General features: G+C 36.7%; 27 protein-coding genes. 10 read left to right on the forward strand and 17 right to left on the reverse strand.

The window, feature by feature from the left end; all coding sequences use genetic code 11:
* The first annotated feature begins 164 nt into the window (after positions 1-164).
* Positions 165-872: a Crp/Fnr family transcriptional regulator gene (locus tag ACNQFZ_RS05440; RefSeq protein ID WP_458414333.1), complete on the forward strand. Its 708-nt coding sequence runs from the start codon at positions 165-167 to the stop codon at positions 870-872.
* A 114-nt stretch (positions 873-986) separates the two neighbouring features.
* Here ACNQFZ_RS05440 and ACNQFZ_RS05445 read toward each other — a convergent pair whose 3' ends face one another.
* Complete coding sequence (locus ACNQFZ_RS05445; RefSeq protein ID WP_458414334.1) at positions 987-2,117, reverse strand: TIGR04053 family radical SAM/SPASM domain-containing protein; 1,131 nt, start codon at positions 2,115-2,117, stop codon at positions 987-989.
* 213 nt (positions 2,118-2,330) lie between these two features.
* Between ACNQFZ_RS05445 and ACNQFZ_RS05450 the strand changes: the two genes are divergently transcribed.
* From ACNQFZ_RS05450 to ACNQFZ_RS05470, 5 genes are all read left to right on the forward strand, one after another.
* On the forward strand, positions 2,331-3,032 hold the full coding sequence (locus ACNQFZ_RS05450) for a Crp/Fnr family transcriptional regulator (protein WP_458415320.1): 702 nt from the start codon (positions 2,331-2,333) through the stop codon (positions 3,030-3,032).
* A gap of 254 nt (positions 3,033-3,286) precedes the next feature.
* Positions 3,287-4,531: a hypothetical protein gene (locus tag ACNQFZ_RS05455; protein WP_458415321.1), complete on the forward strand. Its 1,245-nt coding sequence runs from the start codon at positions 3,287-3,289 to the stop codon at positions 4,529-4,531.
* Positions 4,532-4,549: 18 nt separating this feature from the next.
* Positions 4,550-4,855: a metal-sulfur cluster assembly factor gene (locus ACNQFZ_RS05460; RefSeq protein WP_458414335.1), complete on the forward strand. Its 306-nt coding sequence runs from the start codon at positions 4,550-4,552 to the stop codon at positions 4,853-4,855.
* Between the two features lie 34 nt (positions 4,856-4,889).
* A complete protein-coding gene (locus ACNQFZ_RS05465) occupies positions 4,890-5,129 on the forward strand; it encodes a DUF2249 domain-containing protein (RefSeq protein WP_458414336.1) in 240 nt (79 codons plus the stop codon).
* A 12-nt stretch (positions 5,130-5,141) separates the two neighbouring features.
* A complete protein-coding gene (locus tag ACNQFZ_RS05470) occupies positions 5,142-5,348 on the forward strand; it encodes a DUF2249 domain-containing protein (RefSeq protein ID WP_458414337.1) in 207 nt (68 codons plus the stop codon).
* A gap of 18 nt (positions 5,349-5,366) precedes the next feature.
* On the opposite strand, the gene ACNQFZ_RS05475 is transcribed toward ACNQFZ_RS05470, so the two are convergent.
* The 3 genes from ACNQFZ_RS05475 to modA form a co-directional block, all read right to left on the reverse strand.
* Positions 5,367-6,005: an ATP-binding cassette domain-containing protein gene (locus tag ACNQFZ_RS05475; RefSeq protein ID WP_458414338.1), complete on the reverse strand. Its 639-nt coding sequence runs from the start codon at positions 6,003-6,005 to the stop codon at positions 5,367-5,369.
* Between the two features lie 257 nt (positions 6,006-6,262).
* Positions 6,263-6,940 carry a molybdate ABC transporter permease subunit gene (gene modB, locus ACNQFZ_RS05480; protein WP_458414339.1) on the reverse strand — a complete coding sequence of 226 codons (678 nt, stop codon included), beginning with the start codon at positions 6,938-6,940 and terminating at the stop codon, positions 6,263-6,265.
* A gap of 25 nt (positions 6,941-6,965) precedes the next feature.
* Positions 6,966-7,769 carry a molybdate ABC transporter substrate-binding protein gene (modA, locus tag ACNQFZ_RS05485; protein ID WP_458414340.1) on the reverse strand — a complete coding sequence of 268 codons (804 nt, stop codon included), beginning with the start codon at positions 7,767-7,769 and terminating at the stop codon, positions 6,966-6,968.
* Positions 7,770-8,080: 311 nt separating this feature from the next.
* On the opposite strand from modA, the gene cspD reads away from it, so the two are divergent.
* Positions 8,081-8,281 carry a cold-shock protein CspD gene (gene cspD, locus ACNQFZ_RS05490; RefSeq protein WP_458414341.1) on the forward strand — a complete coding sequence of 67 codons (201 nt, stop codon included), beginning with the start codon at positions 8,081-8,083 and terminating at the stop codon, positions 8,279-8,281.
* A gap of 47 nt (positions 8,282-8,328) precedes the next feature.
* Here cspD and ACNQFZ_RS05495 read toward each other — a convergent pair whose 3' ends face one another.
* The 11 genes from ACNQFZ_RS05495 to ACNQFZ_RS05545 form a co-directional block, all read right to left on the reverse strand.
* Positions 8,329-8,469, reverse strand: a complete 141-nt coding sequence (locus ACNQFZ_RS05495) for a FeoB-associated Cys-rich membrane protein (RefSeq protein WP_458414342.1) — start codon at positions 8,467-8,469, stop codon at positions 8,329-8,331.
* Between the two features lie 16 nt (positions 8,470-8,485).
* Positions 8,486-10,513: a ferrous iron transport protein B gene (feoB, locus tag ACNQFZ_RS05500; RefSeq protein WP_458414343.1), complete on the reverse strand. Its 2,028-nt coding sequence runs from the start codon at positions 10,511-10,513 to the stop codon at positions 8,486-8,488.
* A complete protein-coding gene (locus ACNQFZ_RS05505) occupies positions 10,507-10,737 on the reverse strand; it encodes a FeoA family protein (RefSeq protein WP_458414344.1) in 231 nt (76 codons plus the stop codon). Before ACNQFZ_RS05505 ends, feoB begins: the two co-directional genes overlap by 7 nt.
* 190 nt (positions 10,738-10,927) lie before the next feature.
* Positions 10,928-11,380, reverse strand: coding sequence for a large conductance mechanosensitive channel protein MscL (mscL, locus tag ACNQFZ_RS05510; RefSeq protein ID WP_458414345.1), 453 nt, complete (start codon positions 11,378-11,380; stop codon positions 10,928-10,930).
* A gap of 54 nt (positions 11,381-11,434) precedes the next feature.
* Entirely contained in the window at positions 11,435-11,665 is a 231-nt protein-coding gene (gene moaD / locus ACNQFZ_RS05515) for a molybdopterin converting factor subunit 1 (RefSeq protein ID WP_458414346.1), read from the reverse strand.
* On the reverse strand, positions 11,658-12,134 hold the full coding sequence (locus ACNQFZ_RS05520; RefSeq protein ID WP_458414347.1) for a molybdenum cofactor biosynthesis protein MoaE: 477 nt from the start codon (positions 12,132-12,134) through the stop codon (positions 11,658-11,660). The genes moaD and ACNQFZ_RS05520 overlap by 8 nt, the downstream gene beginning before the upstream one ends.
* Positions 12,127-12,669 carry a molybdopterin-guanine dinucleotide biosynthesis protein B gene (gene mobB / locus ACNQFZ_RS05525; RefSeq protein ID WP_458414348.1) on the reverse strand — a complete coding sequence of 181 codons (543 nt, stop codon included), beginning with the start codon at positions 12,667-12,669 and terminating at the stop codon, positions 12,127-12,129. The genes ACNQFZ_RS05520 and mobB overlap by 8 nt, the downstream gene beginning before the upstream one ends.
* Positions 12,654-13,922, reverse strand: coding sequence for a molybdopterin molybdotransferase MoeA (locus ACNQFZ_RS05530; protein WP_458414349.1), 1,269 nt, complete (start codon positions 13,920-13,922; stop codon positions 12,654-12,656). Before ACNQFZ_RS05530 ends, mobB begins: the two co-directional genes overlap by 16 nt.
* A 207-nt stretch (positions 13,923-14,129) precedes the next feature.
* The gene (locus ACNQFZ_RS05535; protein ID WP_458414350.1) at positions 14,130-14,468 is read right to left on the reverse strand and encodes a DsrE family protein; all 339 of its coding nucleotides are present in this window, start codon (positions 14,466-14,468) and stop codon (positions 14,130-14,132) included.
* Positions 14,469-14,493: 25 nt separating this feature from the next.
* Positions 14,494-14,805, reverse strand: a complete 312-nt coding sequence (locus ACNQFZ_RS05540; RefSeq protein ID WP_458414351.1) for a metal-sulfur cluster assembly factor — start codon at positions 14,803-14,805, stop codon at positions 14,494-14,496.
* A gap of 79 nt (positions 14,806-14,884) precedes the next feature.
* Entirely contained in the window at positions 14,885-15,658 is a 774-nt protein-coding gene (locus tag ACNQFZ_RS05545; RefSeq protein ID WP_458414352.1) for a prolyl oligopeptidase family serine peptidase, read from the reverse strand.
* A 158-nt stretch (positions 15,659-15,816) separates the two neighbouring features.
* On the opposite strand from ACNQFZ_RS05545, the gene ACNQFZ_RS05550 reads away from it, so the two are divergent.
* The 3 genes from ACNQFZ_RS05550 (at position 15,817) to ACNQFZ_RS05560 (ending at position 17,130) form a co-directional block, all read left to right on the forward strand.
* Positions 15,817-16,623 (forward strand): Cof-type HAD-IIB family hydrolase, encoded by an 807-nt coding sequence (locus ACNQFZ_RS05550; protein WP_458414353.1) that lies wholly within the window; start codon positions 15,817-15,819, stop codon positions 16,621-16,623.
* A 133-nt stretch (positions 16,624-16,756) separates the two neighbouring features.
* Positions 16,757-16,906, forward strand: a complete 150-nt coding sequence (locus tag ACNQFZ_RS05555; RefSeq protein WP_458414354.1) for a hypothetical protein — start codon at positions 16,757-16,759, stop codon at positions 16,904-16,906.
* A 2-nt stretch (positions 16,907-16,908) separates the two neighbouring features.
* Positions 16,909-17,130, forward strand: coding sequence for a DUF3813 domain-containing protein (locus tag ACNQFZ_RS05560; protein WP_458414355.1), 222 nt, complete (start codon positions 16,909-16,911; stop codon positions 17,128-17,130).
* A 66-nt stretch (positions 17,131-17,196) separates the two neighbouring features.
* On the opposite strand, the gene ACNQFZ_RS05565 is transcribed toward ACNQFZ_RS05560, so the two are convergent.
* Both ACNQFZ_RS05565 and ACNQFZ_RS05570 read right to left on the reverse strand, forming a co-directional pair.
* Complete coding sequence (locus ACNQFZ_RS05565; protein ID WP_458414356.1) at positions 17,197-18,156, reverse strand: methyl-accepting chemotaxis protein; 960 nt, start codon at positions 18,154-18,156, stop codon at positions 17,197-17,199.
* Positions 18,157-18,280: 124 nt separating this feature from the next.
* The gene (locus tag ACNQFZ_RS05570; protein WP_458414357.1) at positions 18,281-18,811 is read right to left on the reverse strand and encodes a Gmad2 immunoglobulin-like domain-containing protein; all 531 of its coding nucleotides are present in this window, start codon (positions 18,809-18,811) and stop codon (positions 18,281-18,283) included.
* Positions 18,812-19,053 lie beyond the last annotated feature (242 nt).

Below are 19,053 nucleotides of genomic sequence, written 5' to 3' on the forward strand. Positions count from 1 at the left end.
GTAACAATCGGTTTCATAAATTGTTCATAAATTTCATTATGAAATTATTGGATACTATTTTTACAGTGCTAACGGTATTAAATTATTGACTAAATAGCTTTTTTCCTTTTAACTAGAATTATGTATAAAAATTTTGGCGATTCTCGTCGAAAGGTGGTTTGCATATGCCTGAACAAAAAATTAAAAATAAATTCTTGCCTGAATCAATTAAAGAGTTATTGCACTCAATTGACCATACTATAAAAATTCAAAAAGGTACGTTCTTATTTCAAGAAGGTATGACGGCCAATGAACTATATATTTTACGCTCCGGCAGAGTCCAAATTAGTAAGATTTCGCAAGATGGTAAAGAATTAACACTACGTATTTGTACAACGGGTGATATCGTTGGAGAACTGACATTATTCACAAATCAAGCCAAATATCTGCTAAACGCCAAAGTCTTAGAAAACGGCGAAGTTGCTGTTTTAAGAAAAGAATTTTTAGAACAGCAATTATTAGAAAACCCTGCCCTTGCCTTTGAATTTATGAAGTGGATGAGTGACCACTTCAGAAGGACACAAACTAAATTCCGAGACCTTGTTCTTCACGGAAAGAAAGGTGCCTTATATTCCACATTAATTCGAATGACAAATAGTTACGGGGTTAAATATGATAATGGCAGCATTCTCATCAACATTCCGCTAACAAATCAAGATCTTGCTAATTTCTGTGGTACATCCAGAGAGAGCATCAACAGAATGCTCAGCGACCTCCGCAAGGATAATATCATCTCCGTTAACAAAGGGAAAATTACAGTCCATGACCTTGCCTTTTTGAAGTTGGAAATCAATTGTGAAGACTGCCCACCTGAACTTTGCAATATAGATTAGACATGTATCTACAACGATAATATAGTAACTGCATAAAAATGAAAGTGAAGTACGTCACTTTCATGATAATTTCATTGACAAAAAAAGCCGGCTGATTTCAGCCGGCTTTTTCAGTTACTTGGTAACACTTTCCTCTTTTTTATTTCGCAATGCTTTCGGAATATAAACACAGAATGGCTCGCTTTCTAAATAATCACCTGTCATTGCATATGCCCTTGACCTTGAGCCACCGCATACAAAACGGAACTCACAAACACCACATTTTCCCTTATATAAATCAGGATTACGCAATGATTGGAAAATTGGTGATTCACGGTAAATTTCAGCCAATGGCGTTTCACGTACATTACCAGCTTTTACAGGTAAAAGTCCGCTTGGATAAACATCCCCTACGTGAGAGATAAAAACAAAGCCATTTCCGTCATTCACACCTTTTGGCGCACGGCCTAAGCCATCAATGGTACCTGTTGCACCCTTCATTAGTGCATCTTCGTAATTAATATCATCATGATTTGAAAGCTTTTCTCTCATTTTATTTTGAATGACAACCCTGCGGTAATGTTGCGCTGCAGTTGTCTTAATATCAAATTTTACACGTTTGCTTAAATTATAAAGCCATGTAAATACTTGTTCATGTTGAACAGGAGAAATCATGTCAGACTCTTGCCCCCTACCTGTAGGAACAAGGAAAAAGACACTCCAAAGCACACAATCTAAGTCCTCAACCAACTTAGCCATATCATCCAAAACATCGATATTATATCTAGAGATAACCGTATTTATTTGAATTGGAATTTCAAGTTCGTGCAAGTATTTAATTGCTTTCATTGTTAAATCAAATGAGCCGCTGACCCCGCGGAAATGGTCATGAATTTCCGCAGTCGGTCCATCGATGCTAAATGCCCATCTTGCTAGTCCAACCGCTTTGGCTTTTTCAATAGCCTCTTTTGTTACATTTGGCGTTGCACTAGGTGTCATGGAAACACGAACGCCTTTTTTAATAGCATATTCAGCTAAATCATAGACATCCTCACGCATTAGTGGGTCCCCACCAGTAAATACTAGCATCGGATTGTCCATTTCATATATTTGATCTATTAAATGCTTTCCTTCTTCAAATGAAAGTTCTCTTGGATCACGTTTATACTGAGCTTCAGCACGACAGTGCAGACACTTAAGTTGACAAGCTCTTGTTAACTCCCATATAACAATAAACGGGTCTCTATTATAATCACGGTTAAACATGTGAATTCACACTCCCTTTTCCAGAACTCTTGTCTATTTTACAGCTAAAACTAAAGGGGTTAAGTGATATTCATCACGCTAAATCGTGTTTTATTTATAAAGAGATCAAAGAAGACGGTCAAAAGATATAGCCAAATTATATTTTTTTGATAAAATTAATAGTAGATTAAAATTATAATACAATAAGACATAATTAAAGAAGGTGAAAAAGTGATACCCCATATTTCTATAAAACAGCTTTTACATAATGTTCCAATATTTCGGGAATTAACTGATGAAGAGCTCCAATCAATCATTGATATCTCCCAGACACGAGTTTATGATTCAAAAATTCATGTGTTTATGCAAGGGGACCCTCAAGACCGTGTTTTTTTTATCCATCACGGTAAAGTGAAAATTTATAAAACTGATTTTAATGGCCGCGAACAAATTGTTTCCATTTTGAAAGACGGTGATATGTTTCCACATGTTGGCTTTTTTAGAAAAGGTGAATTCCCTGCCCATGCCGAAGTTATAGAACCTACTACACTAATCATTATTCCAATTTTAAACTTTGAAGAAATCCTAATTAAATACCCAGAGGTTAGTATAAAAGTGTTTAGAGTAATGGGTGAAAAAATTATTGATTTACAAAACCGTTTGGAGGAACAAATTTTATCCAATACGTATGAACAGATTATTAAGTTATTGCTCCGCCTTGCTAAATCCCACGGACAAAAAGTGAGCGATAAAGAAAATAAGTTTTTAATCACCACCCATTTTACAAACCGTGAATTAGCAAATATGATTGGGAGCTCACGTGAAACGGTCAGCCGAACTTTAAACCAGCTAAAGAAAAAAAGTTTAATTGACTCGGATGAAGAGGGGTTTTATACAGTTGATATAGATAAATTGGCGAATGAAGTATTTAGTTAAGAAATAGATACTCTGAGCACATACAGCCGTAATTCGCGACTAAACTTTATCTATATGCACAAACTAAGGGCAAGCACAAAAGTGTTCAATAACATTTTTTGTGCTTGCCCTTTTTATATAAAAAAAGTATGGATCTATTTATGGTAATTTGTTGTTGGTGGTTGTGACTTAAATCACTTTAAGATGAAATGAAAATGGTTATCATAAAAGTACGGCACAAAACTTTTTATTGTTCGGAGGTATTCATAGTGAACATGATGCCAGGACTGGCAAAGACCGAAACCAATGTAAAATTACCTTTTTCTTTTATTATTTATAGTTTACTTGCTTTTTCAGCTTCCCAGATAATTTTAATTTTCAGTGGCGACTTTATTACAACAGGCGCTTTTCGGATACCACCATTGTGGATGGTTGCGCATTTATTAGTATTAGGCTGGGCCCTTATGGGTGCGATGGGTGCAATGTATCAGCTAGTACCTGTTGCCTTTTTAACACCGATTTGGAATGAAACCTTTGGTTTTATCCAATTTGTGATTACGGCGATAGGAATAACAAGCTTTGCCTTGTCATTCGTTTTTAACCCTAAACTCACAATGGTTACAGGATTAATTACGTTAATTGGAGTCTTACTATTTCTTTTTCAAATGGCAATGACAATGAAAAAGCAAGCGGAAAAGAATATCCTGACGGCCTTTGTAGGCACTGCTTTAGTTAGTTTGCTACTGACAATTTTGTTTGGTATCCTTCTTGCCGCAAGCGTCAGCGGACATCTGCAATTGACAAACCATGTTGCATTACTGAAAACTCATATTTTACTAGGTGTTGCCGGCTGGTTTACATTATTAATTTTTGGTTTTTCCTATAAAATGGTGCCGATGTTTTCCTTAGCCCATGGCTTCTCCATGAAATTAAGCAAGCCCATTTATTTTATCTATGTAGCTGGCTTACTATCTACCATCGTATCATTTTGGGTCAATCAAGCGATTTTCTTTCAGCTTGGGATGCTGCTTTTATTTGTAGCATTCACCCTTTTCTTATTGCACATTAAACAAATTATTAAAAAGCGACTAAAGAAAAACTTAGATAAGCCCTTTATCTTTTCCTTAATTGCGGTTGTAATAGGCTGGGTTCTTCACCTTGTCGCTATGATCTCATCATTCATATCAAATTCTCCACATTTATTTGGAGTAATTATTTATTTATATATTTTGGGCTGGATTGTTTTTAGTATTATGGGATACATGTATAAAATCGTTCCATTTTTATGGTGGACCTATAAATACAGTAAACAAATGGGGGCTCCCAATGTTCCAACCTTAAAACAGCTTATGAATGAAAAACTCGGGCAAGTACTTTTTATCTTATGTTTGGTTTGTTACGTTGGATATATCGTTTCCTTCAGCTTCCAATTAACAGGCCTTTACACCATTACTCAGCTTTTGTTTGCTATGCTCATCGTTGTCTTTAGTACAACAGTAGTTAACATTCTTAGAAAATAAGTATTGGAGGAATTGAAGATGGAAGAGTTAAAAGAAAAAATTCTTAAAGAATTAGAAACAGTGATTGACCCTGAATTAGGATTGAATATTGTTGATTTAGGTTTAATTTATGATTTAAACATTGATGAGGAGAATAATGTTGATGTCAAAATGACATTAACAACACCTGGTTGCCCACTTCATGACAGTATCACAAGTGGAGCAAGATATGTCCTTGAAGCAATCGAAGAGATTAAAGATGTTAATGTTCAGTTAGTGTGGGAGCCAGCATGGTCTCCAGAGCGTATGAGTGAACGTGCAAAAGATTGGTTAGGCGCTAGATAATCATATTTTTAAATATCTACAGGGGTGAAATATAATGAGTCAAGAAACAGGTAAAGTTGTAGAATTAGATGTACGTGAAGATATTAAAAATAAGCAGGAACCATTCCAAAAAATAATGGAAGCTATTCAGGATTTAGAGTCTGGAGATACCTTTATTTTACATGCACCATTTCAACCAGCTCCACTTTTTAATGTTTTAAAATCAAAAGGTTTTTCAAATGAATCTGAGCAAATTGCTGAAGACTATTGGAAAATAACATTTGTGAAGCAGTAAGGAGAATTCTTAATGAAGCTTGATAACCGTGGTCTTGAACCACCACAACCAATGATGAGAACATTGGCCGCACTAGAAGAATTACCTAACGGTGAAGAGTTAATTATTAACAATGACCGCCGTCCAATGTTTTTATACGCTGAATTAGATGAGCGAGGCTATAGCCACGAAACGATTGAACTAGAAGATGGAAGTTTTCAAATCACAATCCGTAAATGATAAAAGGAAAAGGTAGTATTAGCAATGTCTTGCTAATACTACCTTTTCTGTTTGTCCATCTTTTATAAAAAGAACACGATCTGCTAATTTTCTTGCCTCTTCCCGGTCATGGGTCACCATTAAGATTGGAATCTCCCATAATTTATGAAGACGAATCAGCTCCTCATGACATTGCGAGCGTGTTTCGAAATCTAAAGCAGAGAAGGGTTCATCAAGTAATAAAACACTTGGTTCGGTTGCTAATGCCCTTGTTAAGGCAACTCTTTGTCTTTCCCCACCCGAAATTTCCCTTGGGTATTTATGTAGTATATGCTTTATATGTAAAACATCAATGATTTCGGTTGTTAAAGCTTCATTTTTCATACCATATGTAATGTTCTTCCAAACGGTCATATGTGGGAACAGAGCGTAATCTTGAAAAAGATAGCCCACATTTCTTTTCTGTACTGGAAGTGGCTTGCTCGAAGATGTAAAAAAATCTACGCCATTATCCGAGATATACCCTTGGTCAGGATGAGTTAATCCTGCAATGCAATTCAATATTGTTGTTTTCCCTGAGCCGGATGGACCAAATAAAATGGCAATTTCATTATTTATTGTAAACTCAACATCGATTGTAAAATGGGCCAGCTTTTTGTGGATTTGAACTGATAACATATTTGCATCCTTTCTAACTTAATTCCTTTAGTTGATTATTGCGACTAATCTTGATTGGACAACGTAAATATTAATAATGGTTAGATAGATACTAAGTTTTTATGCGGACAAACACGAAAATAGTCTCACTTCCCCGAAACACCCAGATGTTTTTTCGTGTCCGCATAAAAACTTGCTTTATACCATTTGTGGATTGTCCAATCACATTTGGGAGCTATAATCGACTGAAGGAATATTTTAATGTTCGATATTATGCTTTAATTCTTATCCGCATACTTCATAATGTTGCGTTTGCTCCACCAATTTAGCCACATAATCGTGCTAAATCCCAAGGCAACAATTACGATTACCCAAAACTGAGCGGCCTCTGTTTGCCCAGCTTCAACAGCAAAATAAATAGCCATTGGAATCGTATCTGTTTTATTTGGAATATACCCCGCAATCATTAGTGTTGCCCCAAATTCACCTAATCCTCTTGCAAATGAAAGAACTAGTCCGGATAGTAACCCCGGCCAGGCAAGTGGAAACGAAATGGTCCAGAATACTCTCCAATTGGAAGCTCCCATCGTCAAAGCTGCATTTTCTAGATTACAATCATATTGTTGAAATGCAGCTCGAGCACTTTGATACATAAGCGGAAAAGAAACAACAATGGCGGCAATGACAGCCCCAATCCAAGTGAACACAATTTGTAAATCAAACCAATCTAATAAAAGTCTACCTATGGGTCCATTTTTTCCAAACAACATTAGAAGCCCGAAACCGACAACAGTCGGTGGAAGGACTAGTGGGAGAAGCAGAATAGATTCTATAACACCTTTACCAAAGAAGTCTCGTCGTGAAAGAAATCTTGAAACAGCTATCCCAATAATAAATACAAAAACGGTGGAGATACTAGAAATTTTTAATGATAACAGTAGCGGAGAATAATTCACTTGTACCAACACCCCTTATATTGCATTATTTCACAAAGCCGTATTTCTTCAAAATCTTTTGTCCAGCATCGCTTTGTAAGAATTCAATAAACTGCTTGGCCTCCGCTTGATGGTTACTATCTGCAACAATTGCGGCTGGATAAATAATTGGAGTATGTAGGCTTGAATCTGCCTCCGCTAATACCTTTACTTTATCTGAAGTGAGGGCATCACTGGAATAAACAAAACCAATATCCGCATTCCCTGATTCAACATATGTTAACACTTGACGAACGTCTTTCGCATAAACTAACTTCGATTGAATCTTATCCCACATTCCAAGTGCTTCAAGCGTTTCTTTAGCGTATGTTCCCGCTGGTACACTTTCAGGCTCGCCAATTGCAACTTGTGATAATATATCAGGGTCAATGTCATTAAAGGAGGATATAGATAGATTCTGATCCTTTGCTCCAACTAAAACCATTTTATTCCCTGTAAAATCAACTCTTGAGTCAGCATTGATTAAGGATTTAATTTCTAATTCATCCATCGATTTTTGATCTGCAGATAAAAATAAGTCTGTAGGCGCCCCTTGTTCAATTTGTTGTGCCAATTTACCAGACCCTCCTAGGTTAAATAGCAAATGGACGGGCTTATGCTCACTTTCATAGACTTGTTTCATTTCGTTAAGTGCATCGGTTAAGCTTGCAGCAGCTGATACCATTAGTTCCGTTGGCTTCTCCTCATTTTTCCCTAGGGAGGAATCCTGATCAGCATTATTTGGACTGCATCCGATTAATAATAGTAAAAATAAGAAAATGAGAAAACCATGAAGTCTTTTTTTGGACATGCAAAAACCTCCAAAATAATTAATAATAAACTGGTACACTTCATTATATCTGCTTATTTCTCATTATATCTACCTATACGAATTACTTTTTACAATCGTTTTCACTAAAATTGACATCGCCTCCTAGGAATGTTATTCTATAGTAGACCGTTTACTTCGTATATAGGTTTAAGTAATAATGAAATAATCGTTGGTAAATACAGTTGTGTTCTGTCTCCGATGATGCATCGTTATTTTGAATTTATGTAAGTTGTAATGGCACAAGATTACAAGCACATTTCGAGGTGCAAGGATATTTAGGAGGCAAACACATGCAAACTGGTAAAGTAAAATGGTTTAACGCAGAAAAAGGTTTTGGATTTATCGAAGTTGAAGGTGGAGACGATGTATTCGTTCATTTCTCAGCTATTCAAGGAGATGGATTCAAATCATTAGAAGAAGGCCAAAACGTTGAATTCGAAATCGTTGAAGGAAACCGTGGACCTCAAGCAGCTAACGTTGTAAAAAAATAATAACAACACATAACAAAGGATGCCTGTAAGGGGCATCCTTTTTTTGTTTATATACACTTGTCTTTTTTACAAGAGTTTTGAACAGCACAGCCTGCGCATTTACCTTTTTTGCTATTTTTAATATATTTCATTAATGCATATCCAGCATAGCCAAAAATGACAAGGCCAATTATTGTATTCGCTACCATTTAAATCCCAGCCTTTCTACGAATATCCAAGCGCCCTTCCGACTTGGTAAATAACTAAACATAACACATACGCTAAAGTAAGTGCATATCCAATGGCTAGGGCTGTCCATTTAAATGACCCTGCTTCTTTTTGAATTGTAGCTGTGGTTGCTAAGCAAGGTACATACAGTAAAACGAATGCCATAAACGTAAAAGCAGAAAGCGGTGTATAGGCATTAGCCAATAAACCTTGTAGAGTTTCTACATCCTTCACATGATAAATAATATTCATCGTTGAAACAACTACTTCCTTCGCAAAGAAGCCTGTTAGTAACGAAGCCCCTGCCTGCCATGTTCCAAAACCAATTGGTGCTAGTAAAGGAGCAACCACACTGCCAATCATCGCTAGAAAGCTGTCATCCATATCAACGGCTAAGCCTCCAGGGCCTGCATAGGACAATAACCAAATTACAACTGAACCGGCAAAGATGAATGTTCCCGCTTTGCGGACAAAGCCTTTCCCTTTATCCCATGTACTTCTAGCAAGTGTTTGGAACTGCGGCACACGGTATGGAGGAAGTTCAATGACAAATACCGAATTTTCACTTTTCAATATAGTCGAAGAAAAAATCTTCGCAACAATCAAAGCCATTACAATCCCTAATAAATAAAGCGCTAATACAACGAGTGCCTGGTGGGCTGCGAAAAATGCTCCAACAAATAAGGCATATACAGGCAATCGTGCTGAACATGACATAAGTGGTGTTAAAAGGATCGTTAAGAGTCGTTCCTTTGGTTGCTCTATTGTTCTAGCAGCCATAACGCCTGGGACATTACAGCCAAAGCCAATAATCATTGGAATAAATGATTTTCCATTCAAGCCGATTGATTCCATAATTCTATCCATAACTAAAGCAACCCGTGCCATATAGCCTGAATCCTCTAAAAAGGAAATAAAGAAAAATAGAATAAAAATTTGTGGAACAAAGACTAAAACTCCGCCCACACCAGAAACGATACCATCAAGAATCAACGATTGGATAAATTCCGACGCACCAATGCTTACCAAGCCGGCTTCAAGCCATTTTGTCAGTGGCCCAGAAAAGAATGTGTCAAGTGCATCTGACAACGGAAAGCCCAACCAGTTAAATGTTAGCATGAACATTACATACATAAAGAATAGAAAAATTGGGATTCCTAAAATCCTATGGGTAACCAACTTATCAATTCGTTCTGTGAATGTTTCTTTTCCAGCGGCCTTCCGTTCCGCTGCACCACTAATTACCTTTTCAATATGCAGCCGTCGTACATTATAAATGGCTTGATGTAATGACTTTCCTTCCTTTTTCTCTATTAATTTAGCCTCGGTACTTTTTAGCATATGGTTTAATTCTGCAGTTTCAATAAAGGCTTGTAGATATTCAAATACAGCCTTATTTCCTTCAAAAAACTGCAAGGCAAGCCATCTTAATGGTGGAAGCTCCTCTCCACTTGCATTTTTACTATTATTTATTAATTGGCAAAAACGATCAATTCCTTTTTCAATTTCCGAACCATAATACAACTGAAGTGCTTGTTTATTGTCCGCAGAAGATACGATTAATTGTTGACTTAATTCTGTACAACCTTGTCCAGTACGAGCTACAATCGGAACAATACGAACACCTAACTGCTCAGCCAACACTTTTTCATCGATTTGGATGCCCCTATTTTTAGCAACATCCATCATGTTTAACCCGATAATCAATGGTTTTCCATATTCCAGCAATTGAACAGTCAAGTGTAAATTACGCTCCATTTGTGAAGCATCAACAATATTAAGAATCTCTGTAAATGACTCATGAAGCAAAAAGTTTGTGACAACCTTTTCGTCCTTTGATAGTGGGCTTAAAGAATAAATACCTGGAAGATCTATGATGTGTCCTTGTTTGTTGCGTAATACCCCAACTTTTTTTTCAACGGTCACACCGCTCCAGTTTCCTACATATTCATAGGATCCAGTTAAACTGTTAAATAACGAAGTTTTTCCCGTATTGGGGTTACCGAATAATGCAATTTCTAGCATACTTTTTCCACACGAATTGTTGTGGCTTCATTGCGGCGAATGCCGACACATTGGCCAAACGTCTCAATCATATAAGGACCACCAAAAGGCATATTACACTTTAAGCTCACTTCCACACCTTCATAAATACCCATATCTATCAATCTTCTCCTCACCAAATCAGAAAGCTTTGAGAAGTCTTGTATTCTAGCTTTTTCACCTTGCTTTAATTCTGCCAATACCAATATTCATCCCTCCAGGTTTGGATAATGAAAACCATTCTCATTCTTAATTATAAAAAAGTTTTAATTCATTTTCCATAACAAATTTCACATTCAACAAAAATATATGAAAAATAAATAGAGATTAGACATTTTTTGTCTTTTTAAAGTTAAGAAAAGTTTGACAAGTACACTCTCGTACTTGTCAAATTTCTCAATTTTCCACGATTTCTTTTACCTCTGAAGTGCAATGTGCGCATTTTGTTGCCTTTATCGGAATTTCACTATAACAATATTGGCACAATTTCGTAGTAATCTCCGGTATTGGCTCCTCCTTTTTACTCTTGAAGCGATTGATTTGTTTAATCACAATGAAAATAGAAAATGCAATGATTAAAAAGTCAATTATATTATTTATAAAAAGCCCATAATTAATGGTCGCAACCCCCGCTTTTTTAGCCTCATCAATTGTATTAAAATTCCCCTCCCCTAGTACTATAAATAAATTGGTAAAATCAATCTTTCCTAGCAATAAACCTATTAAGGGCATTACAATATCATCCACTAATGAAGACACAATTTTTCCAAAGGCGGCACCAATTACAACTCCGACTGCTAAGTCAATCACATTTCCTTTTATGGCAAATTCCTTAAATTCACGCCACACAAAAAATCCCCCCCCTAGATTTATCTAAGAATATTTAAATATTATCTTCATAAATCAACCACCACTAACAGGTGGTATGAAGGCAACTATATCATTGTTGCTTACCTTCATCTCGTCATCTGCGTATTCTTCATTTACAGCTACCATTACAGACTGAAGGGGCAGGTTGTATCTTTCAGAAAGCTGTTGTTTAAGTTCACCAACAGTGATTGGCAGGTCTGTCCAGGTAAGTTTTGACTCACCAATTGCTTCCTGAAGATGGGCAAATAATAAAATATTAATCATTTTCAAGATCCTCCTTTTCAGGCTTTCCCGAAGGATAAGTTTTCTTTTCAAGCTGATCTCCAATCCATTGTTCACCATCTTCCCAATGCTCTTTTTTCCATATTGGTACGATTTCTTTAATCCGTTCGATTGCGTAGCGGCTCGCTTCAAAAGAATCAGCACGATGTGGAGTTGAAACAGCTATGACCACCGCAATATCTGAAATTTCAAGTCTGCCAATCCGGTGAGTAATGGCAACAACCGCATCATGCCATTTATCTTGAATTTCCGCACCTATTTGCGCTAATTTCTTCTCGGCCATCGATTGATAGGCATCATATTCCAAATAAAGTGTTCTTTTGCCCTTTGTTAATTCCCGTACCGTACCAATAAACGTATTAATAGCCCCTGCTTCACGACGGACAACCTTATTCGTAACTTCTTCTATCGATATCGGGTCATTTGTGATTAAAAATAATGGTTCACTCAATGTAATCGCTCCTTTCAAAATAGGCTTGAATCCATGTTACATATTTACTTTCTTCATTTATATGAAAAGTTGGAATCCCTATTTTTGTCTGAAGTGGTTTATGCCAGCAAATAATTGCTTTTATGTTATCAACTTGCTCAAGAAGTTCGTAATCTTCCACAGAGCGTAATAGCACAAGCTTCGGTAAGTGCTCTTTTTTAAAACCTTCAACTAAAATGATATCAATTGGTAATTGCTGATAAAATGATAGCATATCATCAAGCGTCCAACCATTAGCGTTACATGCCTGTATTTGCAATATACCTGCCCCTTCCACAGCTGTCACTGTGCTTCCTGCTTGACGATATTTTGCAGTATCCTTTTCAGCGTCAAGTGCAAGCGGGGCCTCTCCTTCACCATGTCCATGATGTTTAATTGTCCCAACCCTGAGACCACTTTGCGATAAGGTCTTGATGACCTTCGTAAGCAATGTTGTCTTACCGCTATTTTGATAGCCTACAATTTGAAGAACAGGGATAGCTAGTTCCACGGCCATTCGCTGCCTTCTTGGTCTTCTAGTAAAAGAACTTCTACTTCGTCACCTTTTGTAAAGCCGCGTGTTCCACCTGGAAGTATGGTCAACGAATCACAATCAACCAAGGAAGTAACAACATTTGATTTATCCAATCCTGATGGCTCTGTAAACAATTTGCCATCCTCAAATACTAATTTGCTTCTTACAAACCTTGTGAAAGGATTTGCCTTTGGAAAATCTTTATGTAACGTTGCTTTAATTTTTTGTAAATGTGGTTTTTTTGAATGAAACCAACTTCTAATGATCGGGCGGGTATATAATTCAAAGCCGACAAAACATGCTGATGGATTTCCGGAAAGTCCAAATAAAAGTTTGCCTTTATATGAGGCTACCGTTGTTACACTGCCAGGTCTCATCGAAATTTTATTAAAAAGAACTTCCGCACCTAGTTTCTTATAAATTTCAGGAACATAATCATAATCACCGACAGAAACACCCCCGGTTGTAATGAGGATATCGACTTCATCAAGTGCTTTTTTTACTGCATCAAAGCATGTATCAAAATCATCTTCGAGTTTTCCTAAATATTTAGGTTCGGCTCCTGTTCTCCTAATTTGCGAAGCAATCATATAGGCATTACTATTACGGATTTTTCCAGGCTCCATTTCCTCATCTACATCTAATAATTCAGTTCCTGTAGCGTAAACACCGACAACTGGCTTTTTCACAACTGGAACGCGAGCATAGCCAAAAGTAGCGAGAACTGCTTTAATACCAGGATTGATCAATCTTCCTTCTTCCACCAGAGTCTCTCCAGCTTTTGTTTCCGAGCCTTGATAGGATACATTATCGCCTGGCTTGTACGACCGTTTAATAACCATATAAGGCTTTCCATCCTTCACGATATCTTTAGCTAGTTCAAGCATGACAACAGCATTACATTCCTTTGGCATCAGAGCTCCTGTCATTATGCGAATAGCTTGAAACGCTCCAACCTCCTTCGTTGCGATATAACCTGCACCAATCTCCTCAATAACCTCGAATTCAACAGGATGATCCTGGGAGGCATTCATTGAATCCTCTGCTCTAATCGCAAAGCCATCATACGGTGCCCGGTCAAATGGTGGAATATCGTGGCTTGCCTTAACGGAATCGCCTAAATATCTTTGATCACATTCATCAATGGATACATATTCACTCTCCCCTTTGGGAGCATATTTCATCACACGGTTAACTGCTTCTGCAATTGTAATTAGATCTCTTTTATCTAGCACTGTACGTGCCTCCTTTTATAGGGACTTCTATATGTATAAAGAATTACTATAAACATTGTTAATTCTAAAGATATGTCGATTCATTGACAGTGACGTATATCACGGTATACCTGTTACTGTTTCAATATATAGAAAAACTCCATTTATAGCCAAAATTCTTTTAAAAAAATCAAAAAATGGCCTTAAATAGAGTTGTTTTTTTTTCGATTAACTTAACGTTAAAACATCGTATTGAGTTGATAACTCGATAAACTTATCCATTCCACTAATTTCTCCAGCTATGATCTGATCGCTAACACCATAGTAATCAGCACATGTTTTACATGCCAACACTTGAACTCCTTGATCATGCAATTCTTTTAAATGAACAGAAACTAGCGAGTGCTCAGTCATTGTTAATACCCCGCGATTCATGCAAAAAATCGCCTTTGGCTTTTGTTCTTTTTGTTTTAAAAGTGTAAAAAAGGTTTCTAAAATCCCTTCTCCCAACTGTTTATCACCTTGACCAAGAGAATCTGATAATAATAAAATCACCTTATTTTCCATGATTCCTACTCCCTATCCTAACTCATTAATCTGGAATTCCTAATGCTATCTTTGCGTAGCGGGACATTTTATCCTTTGACCAAGGTGGAGTCCAAACAATCTTAACAATTGTTTCTTTAATTTCCGGTAAATCGGCTAATACTACTTTCACTTGACTTTCAATCGACCCGGCTAATGGGCAGCCCATTGAAGTCAACGTCATTTCAACAGTTAAAACCCCATTTTCATCTAAATCTAACCCGTATACTAATCCTAAGTTTACAATATCAATGCCAAGTTCTGGGTCTAAGACATTTTCCAAGGCGCCATAAATATTTTCCTCTAAAGCTTTATCCATTTATAAAACTCCTTTCAAAAAGACATACACCTTATTATATCTAAAAAACGGTATCGATAAAAATAAAATACACCAATTTTTATAAAAATTCTTTAAACCATTGTGCTGTTTCAAGAACACCTTTTCTCGTTACCTTATGCCCTGCATGGGGGTCGCTTAAAAACTTAAACCGTTCCGGAATATTTTTATACATATTTCTATTTTTTTCATAAAACTGATGCGCATATTGATATGGAACAACTGTATCAGCTTTTCCATGCCAAAATAGCAATGGACGATTGAGAAGTCTTTCGGGTTCAATTGATAAATCATATGGCTTTAAATCATTGATTTTTTTCGTTAACTCTTCATCAGAAAAAGGGAGTTCAATTCCATTTTTTTTCACTTCAGTAATCAATGCCCTTCCATACTGTTCATAAGCAGGGCATCCCATTAACGAAACTGCCGTCTTGATCCACTCATATTGTTTCAATGCACCAAGGGTAATAAGTCCCCCCATCGATAATCCTGCCACACCGATTCGATGTTCATCAATGATGCCTGTTTCGATTACCTTTTTTCTGATTTCATCCAGCTCGTGGATGGTTTGTACGACGATATCCCAAAAATGTAAGTAGATTTCTTCTTCGTTTACGGTTTTCTCATTCAAGCGTTCACCATGCAAGAGTGCCTCAGGCAAAAATACACGAAAGCCTTCGTTCGCCAATAAATATGCATAGTGCAAATTATGTTCTTTTGCACTTGAAAAGCCATGGATAAAAAAAACGGCTGGAAGTTTACTCTCCCACAAACTTTGTTTTGATACATGTAATATTGGAACACCAGCAATCACTTCATGGTTTATTGTAAACATACTTGGCTCCCTTTAAGAATATAATCACTACTATATCCTACCATTTTTCCCTAAAGCCTCAAAGTTTTATGCCACAAAGTAGCAATTTCTAGACAAACATTTCAATTAAAACTACACTATTTATATGTTCTTAATATTACTAGAAAGGACTTGACACGATGAAACCACATTTAATAGCTGTTGACCTTGATGGAACTCTTCTAAAAGATAATAAAACGATATCAAAACGAACTTTGGATACAATAAAACATGTTCGTGAACAAGGCCACCAAGTCATGATTGCGACTGGCAGACCCTTTCGTGCAAGTCAAATTTATTATAAGCAAATGAAGTTAACCACACCAATTGTCAATTATAACGGTGCCTATATTCACCACCCAAAAGATCCCGCTTGGGGCACATTCCATTCACCGCTTGAACTTAGGGTGGCAAGAAGGATTATCGATACTTGTGATAAATACAATATCAGAAATATTATGGCACAAGTAAAAGACCATGTTTTCCTACAAAATTACGATGAAGCCATCATGGGGTTTGTTTCCTTTGGAAATCCAAAAATTCACACTGGTCAGGTTCGTGAAAACCTAAAAAGTGAACCCACATCCATTCTTATTCATTCCGAAGAAGGCGAAATTGACACTATTCGCGAGCAGCTTTCAAAAGAAGTAGGAAGTTATATTGAACATCGGACATCCGGATCTCCATGGAACATTATAGAAATTATTAAAGCAGGAATTAATAAAGCAATTGGCGTAAAGAAAGTAGCGGAGTTTTTTGAAATTCCAAATGACCGCGTTATCGCATTTGGCGATGAGGATAATGACCTCGAAATGCTACGATATGCTAAATATGGCGTTGCTATGGGAAATGCAATTGATAAAGTAAAATCTGTTGCATATGATGTTACGAAGACAAATGAGGAAGATGGAATCGCTGATTATTTAGAAAAGTTCTTTAAAATATAAATTCCTATCATTTCCCTTAACATCAAATTATTCACACCTCTCCCCCTACATAACTAAGGGTTGGATGATTCAAAATAAGTACGAGTCATTGAATGACTTTGCTCGTCATCAAAAGTATTAGGGGGAGTATTTTATGAGTAAAAAAAGTAAATCGAAACGTTTTTCGCAGCAAAGCGCCGATGCCATGCAACGATATCATGAAAAAATCCCTTATTACTCAACATTAGCTGAAGCAGAAGAAAAACAGCAGAAACAAATAGATTCTTCACATGGAGGGATCTAATTATGGGAAATAAGCTTTTTCAGTTGGCAAAGGAAGCTGTTTTCTTAGCAGAGAATTCCGCAAATTTTGCCTCCACACCTGAACAGTATCATACGGCGCAAACAAATATCGAGAATGCGAAAAATCAAATCTCTTCTGCATTTGCAAACTCCACTCCGGCAGAACAAATGCAACTCCAAGAGCTTCAGCAAAGATTGGACGAGGTACAGAATAATATAAAATAAAATTAGCGCAAGCACCTTTAACTTTTAAAAGGTGCTTGCGCTTTTTTTTAGAATAGAATCATGAAGTTAAAATTTACTTTTTGCCTGTTTCAATTGGCTTATGCCTGACGCTAATTTTTGATCTACGACTTCAGCATCTTCGATATGCTTCATGATGGCATGATTTACCTCGGCAAATATATCCGTTGTTACGCTAATCTCCTGCATAACATCTTGGCTAAATTCCTTTTGCTCCTTAATCGTCTCAATGACGTCATTTACTTCTTTTTGTACAGATTGGATGACGTTTTGTATTTGATCAATTTTTTCTGTTGTAGTTGTGCTTAACCCAATGCCCTCATTTACAAATTGGATGCTTTTTTCATTTGCTTGTAATGCTTGATCAATTTCAAGCTGAATTTTTTTTGTTAATTCACTAATATTTTTCGTACTGTTAGCCGTATTTTCAGCCAGTTTACGAACCTCACTCGCAACAACGGCAAACCCTTTGCCATGTTCACCAGCTCGTGCAGCTTCGATTGATGCATTAAGCGCCAACAAATTTGTTTGTTCGGCAATATCTGTAATGACTTTTACAATATCCTCAATCTCTTTAGAGCGGATTCCCAATTGTGTCATACTGGCAGATGTTTCTTTAGATTGCTCACCTAAATGTTTAATCAACGTTTCAACTTTACTAACCGAATCTCGGCCTTCCTTAGATTGGTGTACCATTTCTGTAGTAGACTCGATGAGTGCTTGTCCTTTTTCAGTCATCTCTCCAGAAATAGCGTTGGATTGTTCACTGATTTTGTTTACTTTGTCAAACCGCTCTTTTATTTTTATTACAAAATCAGCAAGCACTTGGTGCTGTTCATTTACAAATTCATGTTGACTAACAGTACCTGTTAACTCCTTATACAAACTATCTAATAATGCTTCTATATCCTTTTTTGAATGTCGATTATTCTCTAACTCTTTAACTCTATCTCGTAATTCTGCATTTTCTGCATTCAAACGATCTATTTCTTTTTTATGGCCAAACATGCCAATCCCTCCGTCAGAAGACATTTACCCTACTATAGTGCTTAATTACTACTATACATGAATAATTCATATTTATTAACAAAAAAACTCTCACGAATGAGAGTTTTTTTGTTAAATCGAACGATTAATATCCAAATTCATCCAACTTTGTATAATATTGATTGATTGCTGAATTATCTTTAGCACTTCTTTCGAATAATTCTAAAGTAAGTGTACCGTTCAACGGAAGCATGTCCTCTGGAATGGAAATATTTAATTCAAAAGGTCCCCAAGCTGGCGCACCTTTTTCCACAGATACCTTTGTTTCTTCCACTTGGTATTCATGGCCATCTTCTACTGTGTAGTAAAAAACACCTTCATGAACACTTGCTTCCCCTTTTACAACATACTCTCCTTTATCCCCTGTAATCGTGATATTGCGAAAAACATCGCTATTCACCACTTCTTGATCTTCACCAGCATTGCTGTCCGGTGTAGTTTGCGGATCTTCCCCCGGAGTCGTCTCAGTTGTACCGTTCGTATTCGTCGGTGTCTCTGTTCCGGCCACTTGTTCAGGCGTCTTTACATTCACCTTCTCTTGTCCACCGGTGCCACAGGCAGACATAATCAAAATTGCAGCTAAAGAAGTAATAAGTCCTAATTTTCTATAATTCATACAGTAACACTCTCCCCAAATCTAATACATTTTTGATAATCTCTCTATTAATCTTTGCGAAAGACACCGATAATTCCTGCTGCTTCGACAATATTTGTTATTCTCCCTATTAGCTTTCAATTATAACCCAATGTAAGGAAAAAATATATGAGCCAACTGTCTTATATCCATTTCCCTTTGAATTGTATTTTACTCTTTTTAAACGTAAAATATGGAAGGAAAGGTAATATTCTGAAGGGAAA

The sequence above is a fragment of the Schinkia acidoalkalinis genome, from assembly GCF_054301215.1.

Coding starts and splice junctions, on each gene's coding strand:
- ACNQFZ_RS05440 (WP_458414333.1), top strand. CDS start 165: ATGCCTGAACAAAAAATTAAAAATAAATTCTTGCCTGAATCAATTAAA.
- ACNQFZ_RS05445 (WP_458414334.1), bottom strand. CDS start 2,117: ATGTTTAACCGTGATTATAATAGAGACCCGTTTATTGTTATATGGGAG.
- ACNQFZ_RS05455 (WP_458415321.1), top strand. CDS start 3,287: ATGATGCCAGGACTGGCAAAGACCGAAACCAATGTAAAATTACCTTTT.
- ACNQFZ_RS05460 (WP_458414335.1), top strand. CDS start 4,550: ATGGAAGAGTTAAAAGAAAAAATTCTTAAAGAATTAGAAACAGTGATT.
- ACNQFZ_RS05465 (WP_458414336.1), top strand. CDS start 4,890: ATGAGTCAAGAAACAGGTAAAGTTGTAGAATTAGATGTACGTGAAGAT.
- ACNQFZ_RS05470 (WP_458414337.1), top strand. CDS start 5,142: ATGAAGCTTGATAACCGTGGTCTTGAACCACCACAACCAATGATGAGA.
- ACNQFZ_RS05475 (WP_458414338.1), bottom strand. CDS start 6,005: ATGTTATCAGTTCAAATCCACAAAAAGCTGGCCCATTTTACAATCGAT.
- modA (WP_458414340.1), bottom strand. CDS start 7,769: ATGTCCAAAAAAAGACTTCATGGTTTTCTCATTTTCTTATTTTTACTA.
- cspD (WP_458414341.1), top strand. CDS start 8,081: ATGCAAACTGGTAAAGTAAAATGGTTTAACGCAGAAAAAGGTTTTGGA.
- ACNQFZ_RS05495 (WP_458414342.1), bottom strand. CDS start 8,469: ATGGTAGCGAATACAATAATTGGCCTTGTCATTTTTGGCTATGCTGGA.
- feoB (WP_458414343.1), bottom strand. CDS start 10,513: ATGCTAGAAATTGCATTATTCGGTAACCCCAATACGGGAAAAACTTCG.
- moaD (WP_458414346.1), bottom strand. CDS start 11,665: ATGATTAATATTTTATTATTTGCCCATCTTCAGGAAGCAATTGGTGAG.
- mobB (WP_458414348.1), bottom strand. CDS start 12,669: ATGGCCGTGGAACTAGCTATCCCTGTTCTTCAAATTGTAGGCTATCAA.
- ACNQFZ_RS05535 (WP_458414350.1), bottom strand. CDS start 14,468: ATGGAAAATAAGGTGATTTTATTATTATCAGATTCTCTTGGTCAAGGT.
- ACNQFZ_RS05540 (WP_458414351.1), bottom strand. CDS start 14,805: ATGGATAAAGCTTTAGAGGAAAATATTTATGGCGCCTTGGAAAATGTC.
- ACNQFZ_RS05545 (WP_458414352.1), bottom strand. CDS start 15,658: ATGTTTACAATAAACCATGAAGTGATTGCTGGTGTTCCAATATTACAT.
- ACNQFZ_RS05550 (WP_458414353.1), top strand. CDS start 15,817: ATGAAACCACATTTAATAGCTGTTGACCTTGATGGAACTCTTCTAAAA.
- ACNQFZ_RS05555 (WP_458414354.1), top strand. CDS start 16,757: ATGAGTAAAAAAAGTAAATCGAAACGTTTTTCGCAGCAAAGCGCCGAT.
- ACNQFZ_RS05560 (WP_458414355.1), top strand. CDS start 16,909: ATGGGAAATAAGCTTTTTCAGTTGGCAAAGGAAGCTGTTTTCTTAGCA.
- ACNQFZ_RS05565 (WP_458414356.1), bottom strand. CDS start 18,156: ATGTTTGGCCATAAAAAAGAAATAGATCGTTTGAATGCAGAAAATGCA.
- ACNQFZ_RS05570 (WP_458414357.1), bottom strand. CDS start 18,811: ATGAATTATAGAAAATTAGGACTTATTACTTCTTTAGCTGCAATTTTG.